This is a genomic window from Microbacterium neungamense (genome assembly GCF_024971095.1).
GTDB classification, from domain to species: Bacteria; Actinomycetota; Actinomycetes; order Actinomycetales; family Microbacteriaceae; genus Microbacterium; species Microbacterium neungamense.
Genome location: NZ_CP069717.1, coordinates 1618430 through 1634497 on the forward strand (window position 1 = coordinate 1618430; position 16068 = coordinate 1634497).

Sequence of the window (16068 nt, forward strand, 5' to 3'; positions counted from 1 at the left end):
GGAACTGAGGATGCCCGTGCCCACTCCCACCCCCTCGACGAACGACGACGCCCCGCAGACGCCCGCCACGGGTAAGGGACGGCGGACGCCGACACGTGCCGAGCGGGAGGCGGAGCGCCGTCGTCCGCTCGTGGCCAACACGAAGGAGGCGAGGGCCGCGGCGAAGGCCGAGCTGCAGGCGCGCCGGGAGCGTGCCCGTCTCGGCATGGAGCGCGGCGAGGACAAGTACCTTCCCCCGCGCGACAAGGGTCCGCAGCGCCGCTGGGTGCGGGACTACGTGGATGCCGGCTGGCACCTCTCGGAGTGGGTCATGGCCGCGATGCTCGTGGTGATCCTGCTGGCGATGGTGCCGATCCCCGAGGTGTCGCTGTGGTCGATGGCCGCACTGTGGGGCTACATGCTCCTCGCGATCGCGGACATGGTGATCCTCGGCATCCGGGTGAAGAAGAAGGCCGCGGCGAAGTTCGGCATCGAGCGCCGTGAGAAGGGCCTGGGCTGGTACGCCGCGATGCGCGCCCTGCAGATGCGCTTCATGCGCCTCCCGAAGCCGCAGGTCAAGCGCGGCCAGTACCCCGTCTGACCCCCTGCTCCACGCCGCACCTGCCACCCGCGCCACATTGTGTCGCGTTCGGCAGGTCGCTGCGCCTCCAACCAGCACGACGCGCCACAAAGTATCGTCCGCTAAGGCATGGCGCGTCCGACCAGCACGGCCAGCCACAATGTGTCGCATTCGACGGGTCGCGGCGCCTCCAACCAGCACAACGCGCCACAATGTGTCGTCCGCTGGGGTATGAGGCATCCGACCAGCACGGCCAGCCACAATGTGGCGCGTTCGACGGGTCGCAGCGCGTCCAACCAGCACAACGAGCCACAATGTGGCGTGTTCGGCGGGAGGAGGGGGTGATCGGCGGCGTCAGCGGAGGCCGCGGTTGATCTGGCGCGCCCAGAGCGGACCGCGATAGAGGAACGCGGTGTAGCCCTGCACCAGGGTCGCCCCGGCATCCAGCCGCCGCTGCACGTCCTCGGCGGTCTCCACGCCCCCGACCGAGATCACGCAGAAGTCATCCGGCACGGCCGCCTTGACGACGGCGAGCACCTCGAGCGAGCGCTCCTTGAGCGGCGCGCCGGAGAGACCGCCCGCGCCGGCCGCCTCGACCACGGCGGGGTCGGTGCGCAGGCCCTCGCGCGAGATCGTGGTGTTGTGGGCGATGATGCCGGCGAGCCCCTCGGCGACGGCGAGCTTCGCGATGGCGGCGATCTCCTCGTCCGGGAGGTCGGGGGCGATCTTCACGAGCAGCGGGGTCGCGCCGGCCGCCTCCTTCACGGCCCGCAGCAGCGGCGCGAGCGTCTCCACGGCCTGCAGGCCGCGCAGCCCGGGCGTGTTCGGCGACGAGACGTTCACCGCCAGGTAGTCCGCGAGCGGAGCGAGCCGGGTGGCCGAGGCGACGTAGTCCGCGGTGGCGTTCTCGACCTCCACCACGCGGCTCTTGCCGATGTTCACGCCGATGACCGCGCGGGGCGCTCGGCGGCGCAGCCGGCTCAGGTGACGCGCCGCGGCATCCGCACCGGCGTTGTTGAAGCCCATCCTGTTGATCACCGCACGGTCGGGGACGAGCCGGAACAGCCGCGGTTTCGGGTTCCCCTCCTGCGGGATCGCGGTGATCGTGCCCACCTCGATGTGCCCGAACCCGAGCGCCTCCAGACCGCGCACGCCGACCGCGTTCTTGTCGAACCCGGCCGCCACGCCGAAGGGCGACGGGAAGGTCAGCCCGAGGGCGCGCACCTCCAGGCGCCGGTCCGGTGCGGTGAGCGCCCGCGCAGCCCAGGAGAAGGGCGGCACGCCGAGCACTCGGATCACGGCCATCGCGGCGTGGTGGGCGAACTCCGGATCGAGGCGCGACAGGACGTGACGGAAGAGAAGCGGGTACATCCTTGCCAGGCTACCGGTCGGACTGCTCGGTCCGCGCATGATCGGCGCGCAGATCGCCGATCGCTGCTTCGAAGTCCTCCAGCGAGTCGAACTCCTGGTAGACGCTCGCGAAGCGCAGGTAGGCGACCTCGTCGAGCTCGCGCAGCGGACCGAGGATGGCCAGGCCGATCTCGCGCGTGTCCAGCTGCGAGACGCCGGTCTGCCGTACCGCCTCTTCGACGCGCTGGGCGAGGACGGCGAGATCCGCCTCGGTGACCGGGCGCCCCTGGCACGCCTTTCGGACGCCGGTGATCACCTTGTCACGGCTGAACGGCTCCATCACGCCGGAGCGCTTGATCACCATCAGGCTCGCGGTCTCAGTGGTCGAGAAGCGGCCTCCGCACTCGGGGCACTGGCGCCGGCGCTTGATCGAGAGACCGTCGTCGCTGGTGCGCGAGTCGATCACTCGGGAGTCCGGATGCCGGCAGAAGGGGCAGTGCATGATCTCTCAGCGTACTCGCTCGGCGCCGGGGGCCCGCCGGGCGTCCTCGAACCGCGCCTCGATCGCCTCGCCGTGTGCGGGCAGCGCCTCGGCGTCGGCGAGTGCGACCACGCCCGCCCGGACGCCGGCGAGGGCCTCGTGGTCGTACTCGATGACCTGCTGCGGACGCAGGAAGGTGTACGCGCCCAGTCCGGCCGCGTACCGCGCTTGACCCCCGGTGGGCAGGACGTGGTTGCTGCCGGCCATGTAGTCGCCGAGGCTGACCGGGGTCTGCGGACCCACGAACACCGCGCCGGCGCTCGTGAACCGAGGGGCGGCCGCCGCCGCGTCGGCGATGTGCAGCTCCAGGTGCTCGGGGGCGTACGCGTTGCTGAACGCCGCCGCCATGTCGCCGTCGTCGACGAGCACGATCGCGGACTGCGGGCCGGCGAGGGCGGCGGCGACACGCTCGCGGTGCCGCGTGCGCGCGGCGAGCTCGGCCACCTCGTCCGCCACACGGCCGGCCAGTTCCTCGGAGTCGGTGACGAGCACGGCCGAGGCCTGCTCGTCGTGCTCGGCCTGGCTGATCAGGTCGGCGGCGACGAGCCGCGCGTCGGCGTCGGCATCCGCCACGATGAGGATCTCGGTCGCGCCGGCCTCGGCATCCGTCCCCACGATGCCGGCGACCGCGCGCTTGGCGGAAGCGACGTAGTTGTTGCCGGGTCCGGAGACGACGTCGACCGGGTCGAGGCCGAGGCTCGGCACGCCCCAGGCGAGGGCGCCGATGGCGCCGGCGCCGCCCATGGCGTACACCTCGCCCACGCCCAGCAGCGCCGCGGCCGCGAGAATCGTCGGGTGCACGCGTCCGTCGTGATCGGCCTGCGGCGGGGACGCCAGCGCGATCGAGGCGACGCCGGCGACCTGGGCGGGGACGACGTTCATCACGACGCTGGACGGGTACACCGCTTTGCCCCCGGGGATGTATACGCCGGCACGGCCGACCGGCTGCCAGCGCTGCGCGATGGTGGCGCCGGGGCCGATGCGGGTGGTCTGCGGAGCCGGGACCTGGGCGGCGGATGCCTGGCGCACGCGCGCGATGGCCTCCTCGAGCGCGTCCCGCACCGCCGGGGAGAGGGATGCCGCGGCCTCGGCGAGGTGCTCGGCGGGGACACGGATGGCGTGGCCGGTCACCCGGTCGAAGCGTTCGGCCTGCTCCCGGAGCGCCTCCTCGCCGCGAGCGCGGACGTCCTCAACGATGCGGGCGGCGGCCTCGAGCGCCTCGGCGCGCGCCTGCACGGCACGCGGGACGGCGGCGAGCATTCCTGCGGGCGAGAGTCGCTGCCCGCGGAGATCGATGGTGCGCAACTGTCAGCCCTTCGTCACGTCGGAGATGTCGTGCAGGAACCCGATCCGGCCGTCGTCGTGCCGCACGACGTAGGCGCCGCCGCGGTCCTCGATGACGAGCGCCCACGCCGTCGGGCCGATCCGGAAGATCGGGCGGCCTCGCTCGTCGTGGACGTCGCGCTCGGTCGGGGCGAGGATCCAGAACGGCTGGGCGACGGGCGTCTGGAACGCCAGGGTCGGGTCCTCAGGGTCGGGCCGGTCCGCGTCGGGGCGGGGTCCGGCCGAGTCCGCCTCGTCGGGGCGGGTTCCGGTCGAGTCCGGCTCGGCGGGTGCGGACGCCGTGGCGTCGGCGCCGGATGCCTCGGCCACGGCGACCGGTTCGGACGGCCCTGGCTCATCGGGGGACCCATCCGGTGAGGAACCAGCGGCGGCTCCGGCGTCGACGGGCTCCTCGGCCTGCTGGCCCGGCTCTGACGCCGGCGCAGGCGGGCCCGGCACCGACGCCGCCACGGGCTCACCCGCAGACGCGGGCTCACCCTCGGAAGCCCCGGCCCCGGAAATCGCGGCTTCGGAACTCGCGGCTTCGGAACTCGCGGCCTCGAAGGGCTCGCCGACGGCACCGGTCGGGATCACCGTCGTCTCCTGCGCGTCGCGGGCCGCAGCATCCGGGCCCGCGGGCGCGACCGGCGCGAAGCCGGTCGTCGGCCGCGCCACCGCGGGAGCGGCGGCACCCGACTCCGCAGGGGCGGCGGCACCCGTCTCCGCGCGCGCCGGGACGGCAGGGGCGTGCCCGCCGGCATCCGTCGCCGGCCGCGGACGTGCGATGACCGGGCGGACGGGGTTGGCGTTGCGGTGCGCGAGCGTCTCGAGGCGACCGTGGAAGTCCTCGCGCAGCCCGGGGATGAGCGGGGCGGCGACCGTGAACGCGACCAGGGCGAGCATCAACAGGAGCTGCAGGATCGGCACCCAGCCCACCAGGTACAGGCCGGTCTCGATCGACGCAGCCGCACGGGCCCAGACCTCCTGGGCCCACGCCACGGCCCCGACGGAGAACGCGACGGAGGCGAACTGGTCGATGCCGAGCGAGCCGACGCGGCGGATGCCGTCCGGAGAGAACCGGCGAAGCACGATGAGGAACACGGCGGCGGTGGGCACGCCGATGGTGAGGATCCAGCCGAGCCCGCTCCCCCACACCGAGGTGCCGTGGAAGGCGAGCGGGAAGAACGACACCAGGAAGGCGAGGGCCCAGGCGCCGACGATGAGCAGTTCGCGCAGGGTCATCCCGAGGATGCCGTACTCCGGCTTCACCTGCTCCTCGTAGAGGACGCCGTCCTCCTCGGGCTGCGTCGTGTCGACAGCGGGGCGCATGCTGTCGTTCCCCAGGCGCTCGTGCGTGGTCTCGTCGACGCCCGCGCTGTCCTCGGCGCCCGGCATGTCCCGGTCCGTGCTCATGGGAGAGTTCCTTTCGTCGCGGTTCCCGCGCGCGCCACCGATCCTACCCGGCTCGCTCATGCGGCCGGAGGTCGCCGGCGTCGCGCTGCCCCGGGGCAGGGCCGCGCTCAGCCGAGGCAGGACGGCCCGAGCAGGGACTTCAGGTCGCCGAACAGGTCCGCCGACACGCGGACCGGCATCGGCACCTCGAACACCTTGGCGGAGGAGCCGCGGTGCACGCGAAGCAGCACCTCGGTGTCGCCAGCGTGCCGGCGCAGCACCTCGGCGAGATCGGTCATCACCCGCTCCGTGGCGCGCTGCTCCGCGACCAGGAGCGACAGCGGTCCGGCGGCGTCGAAGGAGCCGACATCGGGCGCGAACGCGGACTGCGCGTGCAGGTTCAGGCCGTCGTCGCGACGGGACACCCGGCCGCGCACGGCGAGGATCGCGTCCTGCTGCAGCACGTGCTGGAACTCGGTGTACGTCTTGCCCATGAACATGACGGTGACCTCGCCGTTGAAGTCTTCGATCGTGATCATGCCGTACGGGTTGCCGCTGGCCTTCGCGACCCGGTGCTGCACGCTGGTGACCAGCCCGGCGACGGTGACCTGATCGCCGTCCTGGAGATCCTCCGAGTTGTTCAGGTCGTGGATCGAGATCGAGGCGTGCTTGGCGAGCGCGACCTCGAGCCCGGCGAGCGGATGATCCGAGACGTACAGCCCGAGCATCTCGCGCTCGAAGGCGAGCTTGTCCTTCTTGGTGAACTCCGGTCGCTCCGGCACCTTGGCGGGCATCGCCTCGGGCTCGTCGTAGAGGCTGTCGAAGTCGAAGCCGATGGCCCCCTGGGCCTCGTTGCGCTTGCGGTCGACGGCCGCCTCGACGGCATCCTCGTGGATCTCCAGCAGCGCCCGGCGCGTGTTGCCGAGCGAGTCGAACGCACCGGCTTTGATCAGCGACTCGACGGTCCGCTTGTTCGCGACGTGCAGGGGCACCTTGTCGAGGAAGTCGTGGAAGGAGGTGAACGTGCCGTCCTTGCGCGCCTCGATGATGCCGTCGACCACGTTGCTGCCGACGTTCCGCACGGCCCCGAGACCGAAGCGGATGTCCTCGCCGACGGCCGCGAAGAACGCGATCGACTCGGAGACGTCCGGCGGCAGCACCTTGATGCCCATCCGGCGGCACTCGTTGAGGTAGAGCGCCATCTTGTCCTTCGAGTCGCCGACGCTGGTGAGCAGCGCGGCCATGTACTCGGCCGGATAGTGGGCCTTCAGGTAGGCGGTCCAGTAGGAGACCAGCCCGTACGCGGCGGAGTGCGCTTTGTTGAACGCGTAGTCCGAGAACGGCAGCAGGATGTCCCACAGCGCCTTGATCGCCTCGTCGCTGAAGCCGCGCTCCTTCATACCGCCGGAGAAGCCCTCGTACTGCTTGTCCAGCTCGGACTTCTTCTTCTTGCCCATGGCGCGGCGCAGGATGTCGGCCTGTCCGAGACTGAACCCGGCCACCTTCTGCGCGATCGCCATGACCTGCTCCTGATAGATGATCAGGCCGTAGGTCGTGTCGAGGATGTCGCGCAGCGGCTCCTCGAGCTCGGGATGGATCGGGGTGATCGGCTGCTGCCCGTTCTTACGCAGCGCATAGTTCGTGTGCGAGTTCGCACCCATCGGCCCCGGGCGGTACAGGGCGATGACGGCGGAGATGTCCTCGAAGTTGTCGGGCTTCATCAGCCGCAGCAGCGAGCGCATCGGCCCGCCGTCGAGCTGGAACACGCCCAGGGTGTCGCCGCGGGCGAGCAGGTCGTAGGCGGCGCGGTCGTCGAGGGCGAGATGTTCGAGGTCGAGCTCCTCGCCGCGGTTGGAGCGGATGTTGTCCAGCGCGTCCGAGATGATGGTGAGGTTCCGCAGCCCCAGGAAGTCCATCTTGATCAGGCCGAGCGCCTCGCAGGCGGGATAGTCGAACTGGGTGACGATCTGCCCGTCCTGCTCCCGCTTCATGATCGGGATGATGTCGAGCAGCGGCTCGCTCGACATGATGACGCCGGCGGCGTGCACTCCCCACTGACGCTTCAGCCCCTCGAGCCCCACGGCCCGGTCGAACACGGTCTTCGCGTCCGGGTCGGTCTCGATCAGCGCGCGGAACTCGCTCGCCTCCTTGTAGCGCGGATGCTGCGGGTCGAACATGCCGTCCAGGGGCATGTCCTTGCCCATCACGGGCGGCGGCATCGCCTTCGTCAGCCGCTCCCCCATGCTGAACGGGAAGCCGAGCACGCGCCCGGCATCCTTCAGTGCCTGCTTGGACTTGATCGTGCCATAGGTGACGATCTGAGCGACCCGCTCCGAGCCGTACTTCTCGGTGACGTACTCGATCACCTCGCCACGACGGCGGTCGTCGAAGTCGACATCGAAGTCGGGCATGGAGACGCGGTCGGGGTTCAGGAAGCGCTCGAAGATGAGACCGTGCTCGAGCGGGTCGAGGTCGGTGATGCGCATCGCGTACGCGACCATCGAGCCGGCACCGGAGCCGCGGCCGGGGCCGACGCGGATGCCGTGGTCCTTCGCCCAGTTGATGAAGTCGGCGACGACGAGGAAGTACCCCGGGAAGCCCATCTGCAGGATGATGCCCGTCTCGTACTCCGCTTGCTTGCGGACCTTGTCGGGGATGCCGTTCGGGTACCGGTAGTGCAGGCCCTTCTCGACCTCCTTGATCAGCCAGCTGTCCTCGGTCTCGCCTTCGGGGACCGGGAAGCGCGGCATGTAGTTCGCGGAGGTGTTGAACTCCACCTGGCACCGCTCGGCGATGAGCAGCGTGTTGTCGCAGGCTTCGGGGTGGTCGCGGAACAGCTGACGCATCTCCTGCGCGGTCTTGATGTAGTAGCCGTCGCCGTCGAACTTGAACCGGTTCGGATCGTCGAGCGTGGAGCCGGACTGCACGCACAGCAGCGCGGCATGCGCGTCGGCCTCGTGCTGATGCGTGTAGTGCGAGTCGTTGGTGGCGACCAGCGGGATGCCGAGGTCCTTGGCGAGCCGGAGCAGGTCGGTCATCACCCGGCGCTCGATGGAGAGACCGTGGTCCATGATCTCGGCGAAGTAGTTGTCCTTGCCGAAGATGTCCTGGAACTCGGCGGCGGCGGCGCGCGCCGCGTCGTACTGGCCGAGGCGCAGGCGGGTCTGCACCTCGCCGGACGGGCATCCGGTCGTGGCGATGAGCCCTTTGCCGTAGGTCTGCAGCAGCTCGCGGTCCATGCGCGGCTTGAAGTAGTAGCCCTCGATGCTGGAGAGCGAGCTGAGTCGGAAGAGGTTGTGCATCCCTTCGGTGCTCTCGCTCCACAGCGTCATGTGGGTGTACGCGCCGCCACCGGAGACGTCGTCGTTCTTCTGGTCCGGGGATCCCCAGGAGACCCGGGACTTGTCGCTGCGGTGCGTCCCCGGGGTGACGTACGCCTCGAGGCCGATGATCGGCTTGACCCCGGATGCCCGGGCGGCGTTGTAGAACTCGAAAGCGGCGAAGGTGTTGCCGTGGTCGGTGACGGCGATCGCCGGCATCCCGTAATCGGCGGCAGTCTGCGTCATCGCGTTGATCTTGGCGGCCCCGTCCAGCATCGAGTACTCGCTGTGCACATGGAGGTGGACGAAGGAGTCGGATGCCATGCCTCGAGTCTACGTTTGAGTTCGGACACCGGCGGCTGTCGGCCGGGATAGCCTGAGTGGCATGCCCACACCTGACTTCGTGACCGCCCTCCGCCGGCACGTCGGCACCGCGCCGCTCTCGCTGGTCGGGGTCACCGCGGTCGTCTTCCGGGACGAGAAGGTGCTGCTCGGCAAGCGCGCCGACAACGGCGCCTGGCAGCTGGTCGCGGGGATCGTCGAGCCGGGCGAGGAGCCGGCGGATGCCGCCGCGCGGGAGTGTCTGGAGGAGGCGGGGGTCGTGGTGTCGGTGGACCGGCTCGCCCTCGTGCAGCAGCTGCCGCGCGTGACCTACGCCAACGGCGATCAGGTCGACTACCTGGACATCGTGTTCCGCTGCACATGGGTGTCCGGGGACCCGCATCCCGCGGACGGGGAGCTCACCGAGGTCGGCTTCTACGACCTCGGCGCCATGGGCGAGGTGGACCAGGCCCACGTGCGGAAGATCGCCCTCGCCCTGGCTGAGGACGACCCGGCGCACTTCCGCGGCGGGCGCGTCACGCCCTGAGCCGGGGCATCCGTCACGCGGGGTGGCGCAGATCGAGCCGCATCAGCACGCGCGGGAACCCGCTGAGGACAGAGCCCGTGTCGGCGGCCTTCACGAACCCGGCGCGCTCGAACAGCGCACGCGTGCCGACGTACGCCATGGTCAGATCCACCTTCTCGCCGCGGTTGTCCACCGGGTAGCCCTCGACGGCCGGGGCGCCGCGCTCACGGGCGTAGGCGACGGCGCCGTCGATCAGCGCGTGCGTCACCCCCTGCTTGCGGTACCCGGGCCTCACCCGGAAGCACCACAGCGACCAGACGTCGAGATCGTCGACGTGCGGGATCAGCCGGTTGCGCGCGAAGCTCGTCTCCCGACGTGGATGCAGCGCCGCCCAGCCGACCGGCTCCCCATCGAGGTACGCGATGACGCCGGGCGGAGGATCCTGCGCGCAGAGCTCGCGGACCTTCTCCGCCCTGGCAGCACCGCGCAGAGCGAGATTCTCCTTGCTGCCGAGGCGGTAGCTCAGGCAGAAGCAGACGTTGGAGGTCGGCTTCTTCGGGCCGACCAGTGTGGCGACGTCTTCGAAGACGGTCGCGGGGCGGACCTCGATGCTCATGGGGTCAGTGTGCCACCGGCGTCGGACACCGGGGCCGGAACGCGTTTCGTCTCCCTGCGCTCGCTCAACGACCGGAGAGGCGGAGAACGGCGAGGGCGTGCTGGAAGTCGTCGGGATACGGCGAGGCGAAGTGCACCCACTCGCCCGTGCGCGGATGCGTGAACGCGAGCTCGTGGGCGTGCAGCCACTGGCGGGTGAGGCCCAGGCGCGCCGCCATCGTCGGGTCGGCGCCGTAGAGGGGGTCGCCGACGCACGGATGCCGGTGCGCGGCCATGTGCACGCGGATCTGATGGGTCCGGCCGGTCTCGAGGTGGATCTCCAGCAGCGACGCCCCGGGGAACGCCTCGAGGGTCTCGTAGTGCGTGACCGACGGCTTGCCCTCCGGGGTCACCGCGAACTTCCACTGGTGGTTCGGATGCCGGCCGATCGGCGCGTCGATCGTGCCCGCGAGCGGGTCGGGATGCCCCTGCACCACGGCGTGGTAGATCTTCTCGACCGTGCGCTCCTTGAACGCGCGCTTGAGGGCGGTGTAGGCGGACTCGGTCTTCGCGACGACCATCAGGCCGCTCGTCCCCACGTCCAGCCGGTGCACGACGCCCTGCCGCTCCGGCGCCCCGCTCGTGGCGATGCGGAAGCCGGCGGCCGCCAGCGCCCCGACCACGGTCGGCCCGTCCCACCCCAGGGACGGATGCGCGGCCACACCGGTCGGCTTGTCCACCACGACGATGTCGTCGTCGTCGTGGATGATCCCCAGCTCGGGCACCGCGATCGGCACGATGCGCGGCTCCTCCTTCGGCTGCCAGCTCACCTCGAGCCAGCCGCCGGCGCGGAGCTTGTCGGACTTGCCGAGCACCGCGCCGTCGAGCGTGACGCCGCCGGCCTCGGCGACCTCCGCCGCGAAGGTCCGGGAGAACCCGAGCATCTTCGCCAGCGCAGCGTCCACGCGGGCGCCGTCGAGACCGTCCGGGACGGGGAGGGACCGCGACTGCACGCTCAGCGCTCCTCGGTGCCGGTGACACCCGCCGCCGCGCCGCCCGCCGATCCGCGGTCGGCCGCGGCGCCGTCGGCCCGCGCCGCCGCTGCGACGTGATCCCGCTCCCGGGTGCCGTCGAAGCGCAGGCCGGTGACGATGAGCAGCGCGACCGCGATCATGCCGCAGACGATGAAGATGTCCGCCACGTTGAAGATCGCGGGCATCATCCACGGCATCGAGATCATGTCGACCACGTGCCCCACGGCGAAGCCCGGTTCCCGGAACAGCCGGTCGGTGAGGTTCCCGAGCACGCCGCCGAGCAGGCATCCGAGCACCACGGCCCACAGGCGCGAGCGCAGGGCGAACGCCTTCCACACGATGATGCCGGCGACCAGCGCGAGAGCGATGGTGAAGATCCAGGTCACCCCGGCGCCGATCGAGAACGCCGCACCGGAGTTGCGCGCGTGGTACAGTTGCAGGAACTCCCCGAGCACGGGCACGGGCTCCTGCAGCGGCAGGTTCTCGATGGTCAGGTGCTTCACAAACTGATCGGCGGCCAGCACGAGCGCCGCGAGGATTGCGACGATCGCGCCGGCCGCCGACCGACGAAGCGGACGACGTCCTGGCAAAGGGACGCCTTACAGCCCGGTGGCGGACACCGGGGTGGAGTCCGAGGCCGCAGCCTTCTGGTCGAGCTCGCGGAGCTGGCCCTCGATGAGGTTGCGCAGCTTGCTGCGGTAGTCGCGCTCGAACTCGCGGAGCTCGGTGATGCGGCCCTCGAGGGTGTTGCGCTCGCGCTCGAGGCGGGCGGACTCCTCGCGCTGCTTGGCCTCGGCCTCGCTGCGGATGCGGGCGACCTCGGCCTCGGCCTCCTCGATGAGCTGGCGGCGCTTGGCCTCGCCCTCGGCGACGTGCTCGTCGTGCAGACGCTGCGCGAGCTCGATGATGCCGGCGGTGGCGCTCGTCGCGTTGCCCTCGGCAGCCGGTGCGCCCGCCTCGGCGGGAGCGGCGGCGGCGACCGGGGTGGCCTCGCCCGACTCGTAGGCGGCGAGCTTGGCCTTCAGCTCGTTGTTCTCCTCGATGGTCTTACGCCATTCAACGACGATCTCGTCGAGGTAGTCGTCGACCTCCTCAGGGTCGAACCCGTCCTTGAAGCGGACGTGCTGGAACTCCTTGTGGACGACGTCATCCGGGGTCAGTGCCATGTGTGGCTCCTCTTTCGATGAGTTCGGTGGCCAGTTCGTTGCGAGATGGCGCGTTTGTCAGCTGCGGCGCGAACCCGGGGCGCGCACCTGGGAGCCAAGCATAGTCCCCCCGCCTGAGTGGTGCGAGGTCGCCGGGCGCCGGGCCGCGCGTTCGGCGGTCAGGTCAGCGCGCGCACGATCGACATCACGATCAGCACCACGATCATGGTCAGCGCGAAGCCGAAATCGAGGGAGATCGTGCCGATGCGCAGCGGCGGGACCAGCCGGCGGAAGAAGCGGATCGGAGGGTCGGTGACCGTGTAGACGGCCTCCGCGGCGACCAGCCCGAAGCCCTTCGGCCGCCACTCCCGATTGAGCATCGGGATGTAGTCCAGGATCAGGCGTGCGAACAGCACCAGGATGTACAGCGTCAGCACCGTCTCGACGATGCCGCCGAGGATGCTGAGAAACCCGCCCACCCGCTCAGGAGTGGTCGAACGAGGCGGAGTCCGCCTGCGCGATGCCGCCCTGACCCGAGACCGAGATGTTCTCCGGCGAAAGCAGGAACACCTTGCTGGTCACGCGCTCGATGCGGCCGTACAGACCCAGCGACAGCCCGCTCGCGAAGTCGATGAGCCGGCGCGCGTCGGCGTCGCTCATCTGCGACAGGTTGATGATGACCGGCACGCCCTCGCGGAAGTTCTCGGCGATCACCTGCGCGTCGCGGTACTGCTTCGGGTGCACGGTGAGGATCTCGTTCACCGCACCGGCGGCGGGCTGGCGGATCGCGGTGGGACGACGCAGCGGCGTCACCGGCGCGGGCGCCGGCTCCTCGCGGTGCGCCGGGGTCTCGCGCTGGGCGCGGACGGGCGCCTGCGCCTCCTCCTGGTAGACCTCTTCCTCGTCGGCGAGGCCGAGATACACCATGGTCTTCTTCAGCGGGTTACCCATCGTGTCCTCCGGTTCGAACGTGTCGGGCTGGTCTGTTTGCAAGGCTAAACCCGGTCGGGCCGGGGGCCGGTGATTGCGGAACCGATCCGCAGGTGTGTCGCGCCGGCCTCGATCGCCTCCACGAAATCGCCGGTCATCCCGGCCGAGATCCAGGTCGCGTCGGGGGCGAGCAGGCGGACGCGGTCGGCCACGGTGCGCAGCCGCGCGAAGGCGGATGCGGGGTCCTCGTCGAGCGGTGCGACGGCCATCACGCCGCGCAGCCGGAGCGAGTCCAGGCCGAGAACGTGCTCGGCGACGGCCTCGGCATCCGCGAGGCTCGAACCGCCGCGGCCGGGATCGTCGGTGAGGTTGACCTGCACGAGGACGTCCAGCACGTCCTCGCCGGATGCCGCGCGATGCAGGGCGTCCGCGAGCTTGACGCGGTCGACGGAGTGGACGACGTGCGCGTCGCGGCGGATCGCGGACGCCTTGTTGGTCTGCGCCTGGCCGATGAAATGCCAGCGCAGACCATCCAGGTCGCCGAGCTCGCCGCGCTTGGCGGTGAGCTCCTGCTGGCGGTTCTCGCCGACGTCGCGCACGCCGAGAGCGTGCAGCTCGCGCACCAGCGACGCCGGGTGGAACTTGGTGACCACGATCCGGGTGATCTCCCCCGGGTCGCGGCCGGCCCGGCGCGCAGCGTCGGCGATCCGCTCGTCGATCGCCGACAGCCGCGCCTCCAGACTCACTTCAGGAACTCGGGGATGTCGATGTCGTCGTCGGCGAAGGCCGGCTCGAGGCTGGTCGGGGCCGGAGCGGACACCGGGGACGACGGACGGACCGGCTCGGATGCCGCGGGCTCCTCGGCCTTCTCCTCGAGGCGCACCTCGGGCAGCGCGGCGGCCGGGCGCTCGACGACCATGGGCTCCAGGCGCGGAGCCGGCTCCCCGCCGTCGAAGCCTGCGGCGATGACGGTGACGCGCACCTCGTCGCCCAGGGTGTCGTCGATCACGGTGCCGAAGATGATGTTCGCCTCCGGGTGCGCGGCCTCCTTGACCAGGTCCGCGGCGTCGTGGATCTCGAAGATGCCGAGGTTCGAACCGCCCTGGATCGACAGCAGCACGCCGTGGGCGCCCTCGATCGACGCCTCCAGGAGCGGCGATTCGACGGCCAGCTCAGCGGCCTTGATCGCGCGGTCCGCGCCGCGCGCGGAGCCGATGCCCATCAGCGCGGAGCCCGCGCCCTGCATGACCGACTTCACGTCGGCGAAGTCGAGGTTGATCAGGCCGGGGGTGGTGATCAGGTCGGTGATGCCCTGTACACCGGCCAGAAGCACCTGGTCGGCGGTGGCGAACGCCTCGATCATCGAGATGCCGCGGTCGCTGATTTCCAGCAGCCGGTCGTTCGGCACCACGATGAGGGTGTCGACCTCTTCCTTCAGCTTCGCGACGCCGGCCTCGGCCTGGCTCTGCCGGCGACGGCCTTCGAAGGAGAACGGCTTGGTGACGACGCCGATGGTGAGGGCGCCGATGGACTTCGCGATGCGCGCCACCACCGGCGCACCGCCGGTGCCGGTACCGCCGCCCTCGCCCGCCGTGACGAAGACCATGTCCGCGCCGGTGAGCGCCTGCTCGATCTCCTCGGCGTGGTCCTCGGCGGCGCGACGGCCGACCTCGGGGTCCGCACCGGCGCCGAGGCCGCGGGTGAGCTCGCGGCCCACGTCGAGCTTGACATCGGCGTCGCTCATCAGCAGCGCCTGCGCGTCGGTGTTGACGGCGATGAACTCGACGCCACGCAGGCCGAGTTCGATCATGCGGTTCACGGCGTTGACGCCGCCACCGCCGACGCCGACGACCTTGATCACGGCGAGGTAGTTCTGGTTCTGGCTCATGGCCGGCCTCCGTTATTCGAGCCTGGTGCGGGGTGAACCTTAAACCTCAACTAGAGGTGTAAAGTATTTCCCGGTATTGCGTTCTCCTGAGACGAAGGTATGCGCAGGCATCCCGGCTGCCCGCAGCGACACGGCGTGTCGTGACGATCGCCTCCGGAATCAGCGGCGACGGCGCGGGCTCAGCCGCCGACGACGCCGACGCTCGGCGAGGAGACGTCGAAGGTGCGTGCATCCGGCCGCGCCGCGATCAGCCGGTCGAGGGTCGCCGCCTTCTCGGCGGAGCGTTCGGCGCTCCCCCACACCACCGAGCGGTCGTCGGTGAGGGTGAGCGTGACGTCGTCCGCCGAGGAGGCGCTCACGCCGACCAGGGCCGCGCGCACGTCGGCGGGGAGGGAACGCACCACCATCCCTGCGCTGCGGAAGGCAGCCGAATCGGTGCCGCCGTCGATCTCCAGCAGGGGGGCGCCGTCGGGCCTGCTCGGCGTGGTCGAGAGCACCACCCCGGCGGCGTCGACCAGGGTGAAGCCCGCCTCGGACTCGATCACCCCGATCGGCACGCGCTCCACGATCCGCACCAGCAGCTCGTGCGGGGGCCTGGCCTCCAGGGAGTACGACTCGATCAGCGGGAACGTCATCAGCGCCGCGCGCACCGCGCTGCGGTCGACGAGAGCGAGTGGCGTCCCCTGCTGCTCCGCGAGGGCGGCCTCGACCGCAGCCGGATCCAGCGTCTGCGCGCCTGCCACCGTGATCTTCTGCACCGCGAACAGCGGGCTGTAGGCGGCCACGACGCTGCCGAGGACCAGCAGCAGGACCGCTCCCAGCGATCCCAACCAGATCATCCGCCGCCGGCGCGACCGCAGCGTGAACCGGCGGATCTCGGCGCGCAGCGCTCTCCGGCGCGCGCGGGCGGCCCGCCACACGTCCGCGCTGCTGAGCGGCCGGTCGGGCACGGCATCCGCCGCACCGTCACGGGCCTGCACGTCCGCCGCGCCGGCGAGGGCCTGCGCGTCCGCGGCGTCGGCGGTGGGCACCGCGGCATCCGACACCCCGCGACGCGGCTTGCGGAACGGCGCGGGGGCGCGGACCTCCGCGTCCTCCTGGCTCGGCTCGTCCGGCCGGGCGGGCAGCGGTGCGGGCCGGCGCAC

General features: G+C 71.0%; 16 protein-coding genes. 2 read left to right on the top strand and 14 right to left on the bottom strand.

Annotation, left to right across the window (positions count from 1 at the left end; all coding sequences use genetic code 11):
- Positions 1–10: 10 nt before the first annotated feature.
- Positions 11–580 carry a DUF3043 domain-containing protein gene (locus JSY13_RS07790; protein WP_432806395.1) on the top strand — a complete coding sequence of 190 codons (570 nt, stop codon included), beginning with the start codon at positions 11–13 and terminating at the stop codon, positions 578–580.
- Between the two features lie 333 nt (positions 581–913).
- On the opposite strand, the gene JSY13_RS07795 is transcribed toward JSY13_RS07790, so the two are convergent.
- From JSY13_RS07795 to dnaE, 5 genes are all read right to left on the bottom strand, one after another.
- On the bottom strand, positions 914–1930 hold the full coding sequence (locus tag JSY13_RS07795) for a quinone-dependent dihydroorotate dehydrogenase (protein ID WP_259606162.1): 1017 nt from the start codon (positions 1928–1930) through the stop codon (positions 914–916).
- A 10-nt stretch (positions 1931–1940) separates the two neighbouring features.
- Positions 1941–2411 (bottom strand): transcriptional regulator NrdR, encoded by a 471-nt coding sequence (gene nrdR, locus JSY13_RS07800; protein WP_259606163.1) that lies wholly within the window; start codon positions 2409–2411, stop codon positions 1941–1943.
- Between the two features lie 6 nt (positions 2412–2417).
- Positions 2418–3710: a histidinol dehydrogenase gene (gene hisD, locus JSY13_RS07805; protein ID WP_259606164.1), complete on the bottom strand. Its 1293-nt coding sequence runs from the start codon at positions 3708–3710 to the stop codon at positions 2418–2420.
- A 48-nt stretch (positions 3711–3758) separates the two neighbouring features.
- Positions 3759–5186: a hypothetical protein gene (locus JSY13_RS07810; RefSeq protein ID WP_259606165.1), complete on the bottom strand. Its 1428-nt coding sequence runs from the start codon at positions 5184–5186 to the stop codon at positions 3759–3761.
- Between the two features lie 107 nt (positions 5187–5293).
- Positions 5294–8809 carry a DNA polymerase III subunit alpha gene (gene dnaE, locus JSY13_RS07815; RefSeq protein ID WP_259606166.1) on the bottom strand — a complete coding sequence of 1172 codons (3516 nt, stop codon included), beginning with the start codon at positions 8807–8809 and terminating at the stop codon, positions 5294–5296.
- Between the two features lie 61 nt (positions 8810–8870).
- Between dnaE and JSY13_RS07820 the strand changes: the two genes are divergently transcribed.
- A complete protein-coding gene (locus JSY13_RS07820) occupies positions 8871–9353 on the top strand; it encodes an NUDIX hydrolase (protein ID WP_259606167.1) in 483 nt (160 codons plus the stop codon).
- A 13-nt stretch (positions 9354–9366) separates the two neighbouring features.
- On the opposite strand, the gene JSY13_RS07825 is transcribed toward JSY13_RS07820, so the two are convergent.
- The 9 genes from JSY13_RS07825 to JSY13_RS07865 all read right to left on the bottom strand — a co-directional run bounded on the left by JSY13_RS07825 (position 9367) and on the right by JSY13_RS07865 (position 16068).
- The gene (locus tag JSY13_RS07825) at positions 9367–9948 is read right to left on the bottom strand and encodes a GNAT family N-acetyltransferase (RefSeq protein WP_259606168.1); all 582 of its coding nucleotides are present in this window, start codon (positions 9946–9948) and stop codon (positions 9367–9369) included.
- Between the two features lie 64 nt (positions 9949–10012).
- Positions 10013–10939 (bottom strand): RluA family pseudouridine synthase, encoded by a 927-nt coding sequence (locus JSY13_RS07830; RefSeq protein ID WP_259606169.1) that lies wholly within the window; start codon positions 10937–10939, stop codon positions 10013–10015.
- Between the two features lie 2 nt (positions 10940–10941).
- Complete coding sequence (lspA, locus tag JSY13_RS07835) at positions 10942–11550, bottom strand: signal peptidase II (RefSeq protein WP_259606170.1); 609 nt, start codon at positions 11548–11550, stop codon at positions 10942–10944.
- Between the two features lie 9 nt (positions 11551–11559).
- On the bottom strand, positions 11560–12126 hold the full coding sequence (locus JSY13_RS07840) for a DivIVA domain-containing protein (protein ID WP_259606171.1): 567 nt from the start codon (positions 12124–12126) through the stop codon (positions 11560–11562).
- A 158-nt stretch (positions 12127–12284) separates the two neighbouring features.
- Positions 12285–12584, bottom strand: a complete 300-nt coding sequence (locus JSY13_RS07845; protein ID WP_259606172.1) for a YggT family protein — start codon at positions 12582–12584, stop codon at positions 12285–12287.
- A 4-nt stretch (positions 12585–12588) separates the two neighbouring features.
- The gene (locus JSY13_RS07850; protein ID WP_259606173.1) at positions 12589–13056 is read right to left on the bottom strand and encodes a cell division protein SepF; all 468 of its coding nucleotides are present in this window, start codon (positions 13054–13056) and stop codon (positions 12589–12591) included.
- Between the two features lie 44 nt (positions 13057–13100).
- Positions 13101–13781: a YggS family pyridoxal phosphate-dependent enzyme gene (locus JSY13_RS07855; RefSeq protein WP_259606174.1), complete on the bottom strand. Its 681-nt coding sequence runs from the start codon at positions 13779–13781 to the stop codon at positions 13101–13103.
- Positions 13778–14923, bottom strand: coding sequence for a cell division protein FtsZ (gene ftsZ, locus JSY13_RS07860; protein ID WP_259606175.1), 1146 nt, complete (start codon positions 14921–14923; stop codon positions 13778–13780). The genes JSY13_RS07855 and ftsZ overlap by 4 nt, the downstream gene beginning before the upstream one ends.
- 179 nt (positions 14924–15102) lie before the next feature.
- Positions 15103–16068: a cell division protein FtsQ/DivIB gene (locus tag JSY13_RS07865; protein WP_259606176.1), complete on the bottom strand. Its 966-nt coding sequence runs from the start codon at positions 16066–16068 to the stop codon at positions 15103–15105.